The 14,894-nt window shown below is 28.7% G+C and carries 15 protein-coding genes and 1 tRNA gene; 6 read left to right on the top strand and 10 right to left on the bottom strand.

The annotated features are described in order from the left end of the window. Positions 1-4: 4 nt before the first annotated feature. Positions 5-655 (top strand): hypothetical protein, encoded by a 651-nt coding sequence (locus HN587_00585; protein MBT7902329.1) that lies wholly within the window; start codon positions 5-7, stop codon positions 653-655. A gap of 188 nt (positions 656-843) precedes the next feature. On the opposite strand, the gene smc is transcribed toward HN587_00585, so the two are convergent. Beyond that, positions 844-4,338: a chromosome segregation protein SMC gene (gene smc / locus HN587_00580; protein MBT7902328.1), complete on the bottom strand. Its 3,495-nt coding sequence runs from the start codon at positions 4,336-4,338 to the stop codon at positions 844-846. Between the two features lie 182 nt (positions 4,339-4,520). Here smc and HN587_00575 point away from each other — a divergent pair, with 182 nt between their 5' ends. After that, entirely contained in the window at positions 4,521-5,255 is a 735-nt protein-coding gene (locus tag HN587_00575) for a GTPase (protein MBT7902327.1), read from the top strand. Positions 5,256-5,258: 3 nt separating this feature from the next. Here HN587_00575 and HN587_00570 read toward each other — a convergent pair whose 3' ends face one another. Continuing rightward, complete coding sequence (locus tag HN587_00570) at positions 5,259-5,456, bottom strand: hypothetical protein (protein ID MBT7902326.1); 198 nt, start codon at positions 5,454-5,456, stop codon at positions 5,259-5,261. A 113-nt stretch (positions 5,457-5,569) separates the two neighbouring features. On the opposite strand from HN587_00570, the gene HN587_00565 reads away from it, so the two are divergent. Then, entirely contained in the window at positions 5,570-6,103 is a 534-nt protein-coding gene (locus HN587_00565; protein MBT7902325.1) for a hypothetical protein, read from the top strand. A 1-nt stretch (position 6,104) separates the two neighbouring features. On the opposite strand, the gene HN587_00560 is transcribed toward HN587_00565, so the two are convergent. From HN587_00560 to HN587_00550, 3 genes are all read right to left on the bottom strand, one after another. After that, on the bottom strand, positions 6,105-6,809 hold the full coding sequence (locus tag HN587_00560; protein ID MBT7902324.1) for a hypothetical protein: 705 nt from the start codon (positions 6,807-6,809) through the stop codon (positions 6,105-6,107). 58 nt (positions 6,810-6,867) lie between these two features. After that, on the bottom strand, positions 6,868-7,875 hold the full coding sequence (locus tag HN587_00555) for a hypothetical protein (GenBank protein ID MBT7902323.1): 1,008 nt from the start codon (positions 7,873-7,875) through the stop codon (positions 6,868-6,870). A gap of 119 nt (positions 7,876-7,994) precedes the next feature. After that, positions 7,995-8,134, bottom strand: a tRNA-Ser gene (locus HN587_00550). 352 nt (positions 8,135-8,486) lie between these two features. Between HN587_00550 and HN587_00545 the strand changes: the two genes are divergently transcribed. After that, positions 8,487-9,416 carry a transcription initiation factor IIB gene (locus HN587_00545; GenBank protein MBT7902322.1) on the top strand — a complete coding sequence of 310 codons (930 nt, stop codon included), beginning with the start codon at positions 8,487-8,489 and terminating at the stop codon, positions 9,414-9,416. A gap of 55 nt (positions 9,417-9,471) precedes the next feature. Here HN587_00545 and HN587_00540 read toward each other — a convergent pair whose 3' ends face one another. Then, a complete protein-coding gene (locus tag HN587_00540) occupies positions 9,472-10,404 on the bottom strand; it encodes an Lrp/AsnC family transcriptional regulator (protein ID MBT7902321.1) in 933 nt (310 codons plus the stop codon). 147 nt (positions 10,405-10,551) lie between these two features. On the opposite strand from HN587_00540, the gene HN587_00535 reads away from it, so the two are divergent. Both HN587_00535 and HN587_00530 read left to right on the top strand, forming a co-directional pair. Beyond that, positions 10,552-11,016, top strand: coding sequence for a hypothetical protein (locus HN587_00535; GenBank protein MBT7902320.1), 465 nt, complete (start codon positions 10,552-10,554; stop codon positions 11,014-11,016). A gap of 21 nt (positions 11,017-11,037) precedes the next feature. Beyond that, positions 11,038-11,706 carry an HD domain-containing protein gene (locus HN587_00530; protein MBT7902319.1) on the top strand — a complete coding sequence of 223 codons (669 nt, stop codon included), beginning with the start codon at positions 11,038-11,040 and terminating at the stop codon, positions 11,704-11,706. 28 nt (positions 11,707-11,734) lie between these two features. On the opposite strand, the gene HN587_00525 is transcribed toward HN587_00530, so the two are convergent. The 4 genes from HN587_00525 to HN587_00510 all read right to left on the bottom strand — a co-directional run bounded on the left by HN587_00525 (position 11,735) and on the right by HN587_00510 (position 14,832). Beyond that, positions 11,735-12,970: a methyltransferase domain-containing protein gene (locus HN587_00525; protein MBT7902318.1), complete on the bottom strand. Its 1,236-nt coding sequence runs from the start codon at positions 12,968-12,970 to the stop codon at positions 11,735-11,737. 45 nt (positions 12,971-13,015) lie between these two features. After that, positions 13,016-13,474, bottom strand: a complete 459-nt coding sequence (locus HN587_00520) for an HD domain-containing protein (GenBank protein ID MBT7902317.1) — start codon at positions 13,472-13,474, stop codon at positions 13,016-13,018. A gap of 91 nt (positions 13,475-13,565) precedes the next feature. Next, positions 13,566-14,027 (bottom strand): hypothetical protein, encoded by a 462-nt coding sequence (locus HN587_00515; GenBank protein MBT7902316.1) that lies wholly within the window; start codon positions 14,025-14,027, stop codon positions 13,566-13,568. A gap of 280 nt (positions 14,028-14,307) precedes the next feature. Next, the gene (locus HN587_00510; GenBank protein MBT7902315.1) at positions 14,308-14,832 is read right to left on the bottom strand and encodes a metal-dependent hydrolase; all 525 of its coding nucleotides are present in this window, start codon (positions 14,830-14,832) and stop codon (positions 14,308-14,310) included. Positions 14,833-14,894: the final 62 nt, after the last annotated feature.

Here is a 14,894-nt window from a genome sequence, read left to right as displayed (position 1 = left end):
TAGAATGGAACATTTTCCTCTTGTGAATAGATTACATACTGATGTTTTGGAAGATAAGTATGGTCCAATACATATTAAACTAATTAGGCATACTGCTAAAATAAGAGAAGCTCATTTAATGGATTCTGAAAATATTTCAAGAACATTTGCTATAACTTTTTTTGAGCATTCTTGGACATCTGAAATTAAACAGATTGATAAAAAAATTAAATCAGGAGTTCCAATAGGTAAAGCATTTCGAGAAAATAGTTATGCTATTAGAAAGAATGTGATAGATGTTTTTGTTGTTAAGATTCCTATTTGGCTTAAAAAAAAGTTTAAAACAAAAGAAAATTATGCTAAAGCAAGGTTATCTGAATTTTATGCGAAAAAAAGAACTACTAAACCAATTATTTATGGTCTTGTTGTAGAAATTTATTCGCCTGATTTTAGAAGTGCAATTATTAATAATGTTGATTTAGATCAAATAAATGCAACTACTGAAAGTTTGCAAAAAGTTGGTATTAATATGGATGTTGTTTGGACTGAACTTGGCAATGATCATCGGTGGAATTCTGTTGCTGATAAAATATTGAAAGCTAAAAAAGATTCATTATCTCAAGCATTTAAGTATAAACAAAAAATTCAAAAACATCTTGAGAAAATGGTTGGTTGATTTTATTTCTATTTTTTTTATTAATTGTATTTAGAATTCAACTTGGTTATGCATTAAGTCTGTGTTTTTTTATCTATATTTTTAAACTAAGAACTTTGCTTTTCTCATCCAATCTTTTTAGAAAAGCTTGACCAAAATTGGCGTATTCATCATTTCATTCAGAATTCACCTGGTTTATAGAATTTATTTTATATTTTTAAACTAAGAACTTTGCTTTTGCCATCTGTATTCATACTAACTCCAAATAAACAATCAGCATTAGAAATAACTCCATCATTATGGGAGATAAGCACATATTGTGCGCGTTCACCATACTTTTGAATAAGACTTGATAGTTTCTCGCTATTTTTCTTATCAAGTGCTGCATCGACCTCATCAAGGACATAAAATGAAGCAGGATCATATTCTTGTACTGAAAAAATAAACGCAAGAGCAGTCATTGTTTTCTCTCCTCCGCTTAAACTACGAATATCTAAAAATTTAGTTCCTGCAATTTTAACTTTGATATGTAATCCTCCTGCAAATGGATCTTCAGGAGCTTCCAAGACTAAAGATGCTTCTCCTTTAGTTGTTAGAGTTCTAAATAATTCTTGGAAATGTTCTTGAATTGCATCAAAAGTTTTTAAGAACAATATTTTTTTCTTGCCTTCAATTTCTTCCATTAATTTGAGAACATCTTCTTTTTCAACTGCAAGTCTGCTTTTTTTATCTAATAAATCATTATATTCTCGTTCAACATTATCATAAATTTCTAATGCTTTAAGATTAACTGCGCCTAGGTCTGAGACTATGTTTTCAAATTGAGTAATTTCTCTTTGGATTTGAGAATCAGATTTTTCTTGATCAATAGGATATTCTTTGTATTCTTCAAATTGGTGATTGATTGCAGAGAGTTCTGCATTGATTCTAGCAAGTTCAATATTGATTGTATTAATTTTGTGTTCGCTTTTTCGTAAATCATCATTAAGATTAAATAATCTATTTTCTTTTTTACTAACTGTATCTGAAAATTTAGTTCTTTTGTTAAATAAATCTTTATACTGCGCATAAAATTTCTTTTGCTTTTCTTCTTTTCCTTTAAGATCTCTTTCTTGTAATTGAATATTATCTGATAATGTTTTAACTTCTTTATCGAATGCGTCAATTTCTTTATCATGCTGCTTTAGAACTTTTTGAATATTTTCTTTTTCAGGTAATAACATTGTTTCTAATTGTGTCTTGACTGAATTATGTTCGCTATCTTGTTTGATTATTGATTCTTTGAGTTCAACTTTCTTTTCTTCAAATGCATTTAATTCTGCAATCAGTGTTGGACTTCTAAGCTCATTAACTTTAGTTCTTAGTGTTTGTTTTTTAATTTTATAATCTGCAATTTCGCGATTGTGCATAGAAAGTTTGCCTACAACAAGTTGTAATTCTTTATCCACTATGATTACTTTTTCTTTAAATTCTTTTTTGATTTTTTTATTGATATCTAAATCATCAGAATCAAGATGCAAAGCTTTTTCTAATTTAATAATATCTCCTTCGAGATGTGCTTTGAATTGTCTGAGTTTAGTGATTTCTTCTTCACTTTGATTTTTATCTTTTTCAATTTTTGATAGTCGCATGCCTAAATCTGCACTTCTTTTTTCTAAATCTGCAATTTTGCTACTAACTTCTTTTTCTCCAAAACCAACACCTTCTTTGCGGCGTCTAAAACCACCTTGCATTGCACCACTAACTTCAGCTATATCTCCATCTAGAGTAACCATTTTAGCAATACCAATGCCTAGATTTCTTGCTGTTTGAATATTATCAACAACTAAGGTGTTATCAAAAATGTAGCTAAAAATATTTTTGAATTTAGGATCAAATGAAATAAGCTCAACTGCTTTTCCCTGAACTCCTGGTTTTGTGGCAATATTTCTAATTGCGGGATTTTCAGATCTTGATCTTATTTTATTTATCGGAAGAAAAGTTGCAATTCCGAGTTTATTTGATTTAAGATACGTAATACATTCTGCTGCAACTTTATCATTTTCAACAACAATGCTTTTCGTTTTATTTCCTGCCGCAACTTCTAGTGCTAATGAATATTTCGAATTAACTTCACCTAACTCAGAAACGGTACCATAAACTCCAGGAAATTTCTTTTTGTTTTCTAAAATTTTCTTAATTGCTATATTTCCGCCAAGTTTCTCTTGAATTTGCATATTTTTTGCACGAAGGCGAGATAATTCTTCTTGCGTTGATAACATTTGAGTTCTTGCTTGTTGACCTTCTGCAGACAATCTAGTGTTTAGATCCAGAATTTTATTTAATTCTAAAGTTGAATTTTTGAATTCTATTTTTTTTTGTTTTAATTGTTGAACTTGTTCTTTATTTTCTTTTTCTAATTCTAAAACTTTGTTAATTTTTTCATCAGCAGACTCAATTTGAAATTCTAATTTATCTTTTTCTCGTAAGAATTCTTGTTGTTTTTGACGAAGAGATTGAATTTCGAGTTGTAAATCTTCTGCTTTTTTATCAAACTCATCAATATCTTTTTCGAATGTAGAAATTTCATTTAATTTATGTTTCTTTTTGAATTGATCAATTTTAATATTAATTTCTGTTCCTTGTTTTCTTTTAAAATCAATATCTTTAGCAATTTCTTCTTTTCTTTGTTTAGTTATTTTAATTTTTTCTTCTAATTCGTTTAAGTTTACGCCAAGATTTTCTTTACGACTATCAATTTTTGAAATTTCATCTTTACAACTTTCAATACGATTTTTTGCGGTTGCAACTTCTATTTTTGTTTTTTCAATTTCTCTGTGAAGCTCTAGTTGTTCTTTTTCTCCTTTATGTTCGATTTCTTTGTTAATATTATCAATTTCTTGTTTGAGTTCTGCTATTTCTTTTTTTATTTTAGTGATGTCTTCATTAGTTAGAATAATTTTTTCATTATGTTTTTTTACTCGTTCATCAAGTTCTTCTCTTTCTGCACTTTTTGTTTGAATTTGCCTATGAAAAAAAGTTGCTTTATTAGAATTAATTTTATCTTGTAAATTTTTGAATTTTCTTGCTTGATCTCTTTCTTTTTTTAGTTCTTGAAGATATACTTCTCTTTCAGATAAGATAATTGCTGCTTCGTTTAGCCTGCCTTCTACTTTATCTAATTCTCTGATTGCTTTTTGTTTTTTATCTTCATAAATAGAAATTCCACTAATCTCTTCAATAATAGTTCTTCTTTCAGTCGGAGTCATATCAATAATTTTGTTAATATCTCCTTGAAGAACAATGTTGTATCCATCAGGATCAATTTTTGCAAGCGATAATAATTCTAGAATTTGAGTTCTTGTTCTTGTTTGATCATTAATTTTGTAAACTCCTTGACCGTTCTTTTTTACCAGTCTTGTAACTTTAACTTCATCAGAATCAGTTGGGAAAATTTTTTTGGTGTTATCAAAATAAATTGAAACTTCTGCTTGTTTTGCAGGTTTTTTAGTTTTTCCACCGTTATAAATTAAATTTGCAGATTTTTCTGCTCTTAGTCCTTTAACAGAAGATTTACCTAATACAAAACATAGTGCGTCTAAAACATTAGATTTTCCACTGCCGTTAGGTCCTAAAATACAATTAAATCTGTCACCTAGTAAAATCTCAGTCCTACTTGCAAAGGATTTAAACCCATGCATTACTAGCTTATTAATCTTGGTCATTTTATGAGAAAGTAAGTATGTTGGTGTTTTTTAATTGTTTTAAAGATTCTAGCCACTATAACGCCTCTTTTACCCTCTTTGAGGGAGATTATTAGTATATAAAATAATCGGTTTATATTTTATATTATATTAAATTACTTTAAGAGAATGTTTATAAAGCTAATCCTTTTTTAAAATGTATTATGGTTTCATTTTGGGATGTCGTGAATAAAGTAATAATCGAAGCAGATGTAATACTTGAAGTACTTGATGCTAGAAATATATTTGAAACTAGAAATTCTGAAGTTGAAGATAAAGTAAAAAAAGCAGGTAAGCCATTAATTTATGTGATAAATAAATGTGACTTAGTTGATAAAGTAAAACTCGAAAAAGAAAAGAAAAAATTAAGACATAGTGTTTTTATTAGTTCTGTTCATCATTTAGGAACTGGAATGCTTCGAGAAAAAATAATGAGCATAAGTAAAGGTGAACAAGTAAAAGTGGGAGTTTTAGGATATCCTAATACTGGAAAAAGTAGTTTAATTAATGCATTAAAGGGAAGTGGTGCTGCAAAAACAAGTTCTGAAAGTGGTTATACAAAAGGACTTCAAAGAGTAAGGGCTAGTGGAAAAATTGTTTTTTTAGATACTCCCGGAGTAATTCCTTACAAAGAAGATACAGATAGAAAACATGTAAAAATTTCTGCAATTGATTATTCAAAAATTAAAGAACCAGATCTCGCCGCAATGCAATTAATAGATGAAACCGAAGGATTAATTCAAAAATTTTATGGAGTTTTAGGAAAAGACTCTGAAGAAATTTTAGAAAATATTGCAATCAAATATAAAAAGTTAAAAAAAGGTGGCACGCCAAATATGGAAGTTACTGGTAGAATGATTCTTCGCGATTGGCAAATTGGAAAAATTAAACATATCTAAAATTTAAATATATTTAATTCTCATAAAATCATATGGTGGTTCAAAAGGTTTATTGCAAGAATGAGATCCATCTTGATTTAATTGGCAATAATCACAAGAACTTACTTGTCTCGTACATTGATCTTCTTGGGCAAATAATGTAAATGGTACTGGAAGATTTTCACAAGCAGTTGTTAATATTACTTCAAGTTGAATTATCATGTTTTGAATTATTTTGATTTTCTTTTATTTTTAAATTTTTATAATTGCTAAAGGGGGAATAATTTTGAAAGCTTTAGAAACTCATATAAACGTAAACTAATTTGTAAATTGATATGAAATACAAAATTATAATTTTAGGAATTTTACTGCTGTTTTTAGTTGGTTGTGTTACTCAAAAAAACCTACCAACTGTTTCCTCAAAACCAATTGCGGGTGACTTAGAAGATAATTCAGATCAAAAAACGTTTTCAGAACTTATTTTTTTTAAATCTTCAGATTCGATGAATGCGCGAAATTTTACATTTCATAATTGTGATTATTTAGATAAACAAACCAGTTTTACTGGAATTGTTAAATTTGAAGAATGTGGGAAAAATGGACTTGGAGGATATCCTAGTTCAGGATCATATCATTGTTATTATGGAATTGAATTAAATGATGGTTGCGTTGTTTATTACAAAAGTCAATTAATTTCAACATTTAATATGTCTGATGTTAAAACTCATGTAAAATTTTCTAAAGATCAACAAGTGACAATTCAAGGAGAACCTCAACCACATTATTCTCATTATTGTGGAGATTACTCAATTGAAGAAGAACCAGAATGTTTGTATGTTGTGGTGGGACCTAAATGGTTACAAAAATAATTTAATTATTTTTTAATATTTTTTTAATTGCATCATATGCAGTTGTTGCAGCTGCAAGATCATTTTTGATTCCTGCTTCTCGAGCTTTAATTGCTAACTCATCAATTTTTTGAACTTTTTTTGGATTTGATGCAGCCATCGTAATTGAAGTTGGATCATAAAATTCTGAATATGTTTTAAACGAATCTTCCCTGCACATTGCAGTAAATGTTTGCCAGCCAACCCTTGTTGTTGGATTGAGTCCGAACGCATTTAAGTAATCTGGATTTGTTCCTGTGTTATGAGTAGATTCATATTCTACACAATCAAAATCTCCAAGTTTATCATTTGCATAAATAACATAATTCGCAACAGAACTTGTTATTGTTTCATCACAGTGATTTTTAAAAAATCCTTTGCTGAATTCTTTGTTTGCAAAACCAGGTAATTTTTGAAGAAGGGTAAAATAGGTATCAAGAAGATTAACTCCTTTTTCTATATCTTGTAAATCTGATAAAATTTCAGATTCAGAATCATTTTCAAGATCTATAACTTCTAAGATTAAAAATATGGTGCAAATATTATTGTTTACGTGTGTGTATTGTGAAATCATATCAATATCTTCAAAATCTACTCCTTTAGAACTGGGAAAATTTGTTCTTAAATGTTCTAATTGAGCAGTCTCAGTTTTTAATTCTTCAAGACGTTGTTCTAGGTCAGATCTCATAAGTTAGATTTTGGGATGTTGTTTTAAAAAGATTTGGGTTGTTGAGTTTTTAGAATTTTTAAATTTGAGAAAGTTTAGTTAAAACTTCTGGAATGTGGTGTTCAGGAACTACTGATAGTAAATACGAAATTTTTAATGTTCTATTTTCAAGAGAATCAGTTTGTTCATAAGCAGCCTTAGTTCTTGCCCATAGATCATTTAGTTTATCTATTTTAGCTTTTTTTTCTTCTTTTTCTTCACTCGCATCAGAAAAAAATATTTTAGCGTGTGATTCAATTCTTTTAACTTCTCTTTCTAAATCTCTTTTAAATCCGTTTTTTGGAGTTCTATCTGCGAACAAATCTGCAGCGGTTTCAGTAAATTGACTTCTGTGATAAAGCAAAAGATCAATAACATGTCGCATTTCATGTCTTTGAATTGATAAATATTGATCTTGTAAGTAGGTATCTTCAATCATTGGTGCTCCAAATAATGCTGCGAGAAGTTTGTCTTTTTCATGAGGTTCTTGTATTTTTAAAAATTTTTCATAAGTTGGCATGACATAACTCATAGCCATAAAATTAGTTTTTAAATCTCGTTCAATTCTTCTTGCAGTTCTTGTAAGATCGAATTGTAATGGATCAATAACTATTCCTCTGGCAATACCTAAAGTTCCTTTTTCATCGTTTCTACGTTGATAATCTGGAACTCTTATTCCTACTAACACATTATGAGTTATTATTTCTAAACCTTCTTGAGGAATATATCTTCTTAGTTCTTTGTATAGTCCTTCAGGTTTTGCGATTAAAGTTTCAGCACCTAGTGGCGATGACTCATTTGATTGTTTGATTCCGTATTTATTTTCTAGAAGTTTAATGAGTGCTCTTGCTCTTACAACTCTTCCAACTAAGTTATGTAAATATTCTTTTGAGTCTGAGCTTAGTTTGGCTGCGCTTATTTGTCTTAGTGTTCTGTCTCTATATTCGAATGGGTTTGAAATATTTAGTGAATCATCAACTAATTGAACTACAAATGAACTAACTCTATCTATTTCAGTTCCTGATTTCAAAACTAATTTTTTATACATCACTATTGAGTAGTTGATACTTGATACTTAAATATTGTGTATATATTTTCACTCAAAATAAGAAATGAATAGAACTTGGTCTTTTGTGGTGTGGGGGTTGTTTATGTGAAAAAAATGAACGCCACGGCCCGGATTCGAACCGGGATATCCCGAAGGAAACTGGCTTACTCGCAAAATGAATTTTGTACGCAAGTAGCAGTTTTTTAAAACCTTGCGCGGGTCTCAAGGCCAGCGCAGTACCAGGTTGTGCCACCGTGGCAGGTGTATTCGTTTGAGAATTTAATTCGTTTATAAAATTTTGTAATTTTTTTATTTGTTTGTTATAAATTGAAATTATTAACTATTGATCAGGATAATAACATTTAAAAAGCTTCTTTGGCATGATTTAAAAAGCTTTCTAAAAAAAGGGGTTAAAACCGTAAGCTTTATATAGTGGTACTCCTTTTTAGTATATAAATCTGTTGTAATGACTATCTTATTAAAACTTTTATTTTAAAAACTTATCGGTGTTAAAAAGGGTTGTGGTGAGTAAAAAAAACAACTTAGACGTGTCTAGGTCTTAAAAATTGACGATGATTATTATTAACTAACCTATTGTAGGGTGATATATTATGTCTGATATGGTAAAAAAATGTCCAGAATGTGGGGGGATCAACCTCTTCTTAAATAAAGATAAGGGTGAAGTCATCTGTAAAGATTGCGGTTTAGTAGTCGAAGATAAAATGGTAGATTTTACTCAAGAATGGCGCGAATTTGATGACGATAATGCTGAAAAAAGAAGAAGAACTGGCGCACCTATGACTTATACTCAATACGATCAAGGATTGGGAACTGAAGTTGGACAAAAAACTGATTTGTACAAACTTGGTGGAAAAGTAAAAAACAAATTTTTCCGATTAAGAAAATGGCAATACAGGATATCCACTGCAATTGAAAGAAATTTAAAACTGGCACTCGCAGAATTAAAAAGAGTAAGTTCTTACTTAAAACTTCCAAAAAGTGTTGAAGAAGAAGCTGCAAGAATTTATACTCAAGCAGTACAACGTGGACTTGTTCGTGGAAGAAGTATGGAAAGTGTTGTAGCTGGAAGTTTATATGCGGCATGTAGAAGACATGAAGTACCAAGAACATTAGATGAACTTAGTGAAGCTAGTGGAATTGAGAAAAAAGAAGTCGGAAGAACATACAGATTCGTAACTCGTGAACTGGGAATTACAATTTTACCAAGTAATCCTGCAGATTATATTGCAAGATTTGCAAGTAGTCTAAAATTAAGTGCAGAAACTCAATCAAAAGCAGTAGAAATACTTGAGAGTGCACAAAAAGCAGAATTGACTAGTGGTAGAGGCCCAACAGGAATTGCAGCAGCAGCTCTTTATGTCAGTGCTTTGATTCATGGTGAAAAAAGAACACAAAGAGAAGTTGCGGATGTTGCGGGAGTGACAGAAGTTACTATTAGAAATCGTTATAAAGAATTACTTGACAAACTTGATTTAGAAAAAGATATCAAAAAAGTTAAGAAAAAGAAAAGACGAGACTAAATTTTTTAAAATTTTTTATTTTATTACTTTCTATTTTTTTGTTTAGTTATTTTTGTTAGATGTCTTTTGCGATTAGTGTGCTTACTTTTTCTATAAACTCAAATTTATTTCTTATGTCCTCTATAATTTTGTAAAATTCATTGACGTTAATGACATCAAATGTTACATCAACATCATATTTTCCAATTTGGTGAACTAAATAATGGATTCCTGGAGTTAATTGACAGTATGTAATAAATTTTGATAAATCTTGTTTCGTGTGGGGTCCTAGAGTAAGTAATGCAATGCATGGTTGATAATTTAATTTTGCAACATTAATTTTTGTTTTAAAACCAGTTATTATTTTTTGCTTTTGGAGTTTTTTAATTTTGGTAATTATGCTTGCGCTACTCATTTTTAGTTTTTTTGCAATATCTATAATTTGTGTTCGAGAGTTTTCTTTTAAACAGTTAATTAATTTTAATTCTTGTTCTGATATTATTTCAGGGGTTACTTCACAATCATATGTTTGAAATATTTTGCTTTTCTTTTTTTCTGTGAATGGTTTACTAAGTTCAAAAGCACTTAGGACTAGAGATACATCTTTTTCTAGTATGTGTTTTGAAATTTTGTTAAGGGTTTGGTTCATATCTTTTTTTTGATATTCATCAGATATTTTAAAACTGAGTAAGAGATCATATTCGCCTTCACAAAAACGGTACCAGACGTTTGTTTTTGAGGATTTAAGAATTGATTTTATTTCTTGAATTGTTTTTTTAGTGACTTTCTTAAGTTTTAGGTGAATTGGATATAATTTAAATCCTATTTTAGAATAATTTATTTTATTACTGAACTTGATAATTATTTTATTAGTTTGTAATCTATTAATTATTTTTATAACTCCTTCGGGGGACAGTCTTGATTGTTTAGCAATTTGATTTGAAGATAATCTACAATTTTGTTCGAGTAGTTCTAAAACTTTTTTTTCTGATTGTGTTAAGTTTCTCATAATGGTTAGTGGGGGTTGTTTATATATAAAAGTTATGTTTTTTATTAAATTTTTAATAATTATTTTTATTATTTCAACTTTTTATTGAATAAAGTTGATATATTTGAAGGTTGTTTTAATATTCATTGATTTTGAAGGGGGATTTTAATGGTGGTTGAGATAAGTAAATTGGAACGAACGGTTAATGCTACTGTATCAAATAAACAAGAACAAATTGCAGCTGAGTGCGAAAGAGAAAAAGGAATAAAACAGTTTATTGATTGTGGTAGGCAATACGAGATAGAATTTGATACTTATTATGATATGGTTGAAAATTTGGAAATTGCAAAAACTAATTTGTTAGATTGGTTGGTTGGAAAAGAAATAAATGATTCTGAAGGGTACATAAATACTGGACCGAGGTTTTATGATTGGTTAGTTTTTGGAGCTAAGGAAACATATGTGAGTTTAAGAAGAAAAAGTATTGGCACTTTTGAAGCATTGGATAAATCAACTGAAAGATTGTGTTGGTGGTTTGAGAAGAGTGTTTCGGGGAATTTTGAAAATGGGGTTGTTTATGTTAATTATCCTACTTCAACATTGCGCAGGTTAAGAAAATTGGCAGAGTATTAATATTTTGGAGTGTTTGTTAAAATGAATGAAAAACTAAAAGAAAAATTAATTTTAGAAGCCAGACAAAGAATTAGTTGTGATGATCCATCTCATGATTTTTTTCATGCTCTGCGTGTTTTGAAAAATGTTGAATTAATTAGTGAAGTTGAAGGAGGAGACATGGAAGTTTTATTGCCTGCAGCATTATTTCATGATGTCATTAATTATCCTAAAGATGATGCTCGTTCAAAATTGTCTGCAGAACATAGCGCAAATGTTTCCAAAATTATTCTTGAAGAATTATCTATGTATCCAAAAGAAAAAATTAAGTTGGTTGTTAGGGCAATAAGTGAACATAGTTTTTCAAAAGGAATTAAATCAGATTTAAAAGAATCACAAATTTTACAAGATGCAGATAGACTAGAATGTGCGGGTGCAATTGCTATAATGAGAACATTTTGTTCAGGAGGGCAAATGAAAAAGAAGTTTTATGATTGTATTGATCCATTTTGTGCTGGAAGAGAACCAGATCCAATGCGATATGCGATTGATTTGTTTTATGCTAGACTGTTGAAAACAATAAATATATTGAATACAAAAACTGCAGTTGACCTTGCAGAAAAAAGAGTGATGTTTTTACATACATTTTTGTTTCAGTTAGAAGATGAATTGAGGGAAAGTGGTTTTATTGGTTTGGATTCTGTTGTTTAGATTTGTGAATTGTTTTGAATACTTTTTTTTATTTTATTTCTTTTAGTATTTTTTCAAATGTTTTTCTTGAATAAGTTGGTTTGTATTCTTTAGCAAGTTCTCTTATTTTTTCTGTGTTGACTTTTATGTTTTTTCTTTCAAAAAGTTTGAGAAGAATTCCTGCAGATACAAATTGGCAAAATTGAGTTACATTTTGAGGTGTAGGATTTGGTTTACAACGTTCAAAATCAATGAGTATTGCTTTTGGTTCTTTAAGTGGTGCGTTTTGCTCTTTGAGTTGTATTTTTTGTTTGGAGTTATTAGTTGTTGTAATTAACATATTTTTTACTGGGTGGTGCATTTCTTCTTTATTGAGTTTAAGTGTATCAAGTGTGAACATTTGTTCAAATAAGTCAAAAATTATTTTTTTAATTGTTGATTTATTTGATTTTTCAAAAAAATCAAGAGGAAAAATTCCTTCAATGTATTCATAAACAAAATAATTATTATCAGAAAATAAAATTGTTGGACCAAGATTGTATTTATTAAGTTTTTTTAGAACTGATGATTCATTGTTAACTGTTCCTTTAGCATCAATATCAGTTCTTTGAATTTTGATTGTGACTTTTTTCTTTTTGTAGTCTCCAGTAAAAATCCACCCTCTGTGGCCTTGAGTAAGTTTTTTGATGTTAGAAATATTTTTATGTTCTAAAATTTGAAGAAATTTATTTTTTGTAATTAAATATACGAATAAGTTCTCAAAACAAATCTTTTTTTCAGCAATAATAACATGTTTTAAAAAATTGTGATTTAAAAATTCATTAACTCTAATTTGTTTTGTTAATGATGAAAATAAAAGAAGAATTTTACCATTAGGTTTTAGATAAAAATTTACTTGATTGAGAAATTTTTGAATAAGTTCATAACCTTTTTTTCCACCACACGTTGCTAATGCGCAATTTTTAGGTTCATTAGGGTCATGAGGAAGATAAGGTGGATTAAAAATAATTAAATCAAATGAATGTTTGGTTGATTTTGGTAGTTTGGAGAATAAGTTTGATTCTATAAATTTAATATTATTAATTTTATTTTTTAATTTTTCTTTTTTACAATATTTAATAGCTTCAGGATTTATATCAATTGCCGTGACTGATTTTGCTTTTTTTGAAGCAACAAATGAGAGAATTCCTGAACCAGTACCCATTTCTAAAACATTAAATTCTTTTTTGCAATACTTTTTAATTGGGTCGAGTATTAAATAAGAATCATCTTCTGGTTCGTAAATCATATTATAAATAAAAAATAAATGAATTATTTAAATCTTTGGTGCTTATTTTACTTGTTTAATTAATATTAATGTTTCGGGTAAGTAAAATCTGAGTTTATATTTTTCAAATCCTTCTTTTGATAAAGCACAACGAAATTTATCAGAATCATAAATTATTTTACCTTCAATAAAATCTGCGTCTCCAAATTTTCTTCTATGAGGGCCTGAATGCGAAAAAATTGTTTTTATAACTTTGTCTATTTTGTTATCGGGATATTTTAATTTTTTTAATAGTTTTTTTGCAAAGTCTGCTGAATTATCCACATGAGTTTTATATTTTGTATAAATTACATCATGTAGCATTATTGATATTTTAAGAATTTCTAAATCTGTTTTAGGATAATATTTTGCAAGAGTGAGGCCAGTATTCATAACTTCAGTTACATGATTCCACTGATGATTTGAATCATGTTTTTCGTATTCTTGTTTTGCTATAATTTCAATTTGTTCTATTATGTGCATATCAATTGTTTGGGTTGAATGTATATATAAATTATTCTTTAATATGATTAGGGGTGTAATTTATTCTTTTTAGGATATTGTGTTTTTTTTTTTAAAAATGTTCATCTACTTTTTTGTAATAATCTTTTACTCGAGTCACGACTGATTGAAGAAGATATTGTTCAATTTTTTGATCGAAAATAACTGAAACATCATCAAATTCAGTGATTCTATAATTATTTTTCATTTTTTCAACCAAATAAATATCTCTTAGGCGTTTTATCTGTCGTCTTATATTTGATGAAGCAATACCCACCATTGGAAGATTTGCCGCTTTTCTTATGTTGATTACGTTATCTTTAATAAGTTCTGAACTTAGTTCTAGATGGTCTTTTTTGGCTATTAAAAGAACTTGAAGAACATCTACAATGACATCTCTGGAATCGCCTGGTTGAAGAAGACCACAACTTAAACAGAGTTTTTTTACTAAATCTCTTTTTTCTAATTTATATGGTTTTTCATATCGTCTCAGAGTAAGTTCTGAGATTGGAATATCTTTTGAAACTTTAGGCATTTTTTTCACCTCGATTATTTTAAAATCAAATTTTTTTAATTTGCATTTTTTTTTTGAGTATATTACATTAATTGGGTTTAACTTGTTTAAATAGCTCATTTCAAGAAGTCTAGTGTCCAATGGATAGGAGAATTAGCTTGAATTTGATGTTTTTGGCTTGTTTACTAGTAGTTTGAGCTTGTATTTGTGTTGTCCAATGGTGCTGATAATATCTAGTCAGAATTAATTAGTTTTAGTTTGTGATTACAGGTTTTAGTTAACTGTGTTAGTAATAATTTTGTTAAATAAAATCAGTAATCTTATGTTTAATTTCTTCATGATATAGCCAAGCTAAAAGAATTATGGCATCTAGTGCTGCAGGAATATCTGCAAGATTAAAATAACTAATTAAGTGAATGCTCCATGCTTGCGTGGAAATTGGATACAGCCACATGATTCCTTCAGCAGCACCGCCACCAATTAAAAAATCAAGAAAAATATGTAAAAATATTCCGAATGCTAATACAAAAGAATATGCTGCAAACTTTTGTTTTTTTTCAACCCATAAAATTAATCCAGGAATTAAAAAAAGAATTGCAAAAAAAGGTGTGTGAGTAATTCCTCCATGTTGTAAAAATTGAGGAATCGTCCAGTTAAATAAATTAAATATGAGTTTTATTGGAATATCAATATCAGGAAGTAATCCTCCAATACCTGCTATGAAAATAGTGTGAAGTGTGAAGAATTTTTTATGGTTAGTAATATAATCTCTATATAGGTCTGTAAGAATTATGCTTGATAAAATATGAGTTACTGCTAAAGGCATTTTTACAATAGAGTTATTGGTTATAAATGTTTTGTGAAAAATTTAATAAAAAAAGTAGGAGA

The organism is Candidatus Woesearchaeota archaeon, assembly GCA_018675335.1.
Lineage (GTDB): Archaea > Nanobdellota > Nanobdellia > Woesearchaeales > UBA11576 > JABJCP01.
This window is presented reverse-complemented; position numbering and strand designations above follow the sequence as displayed.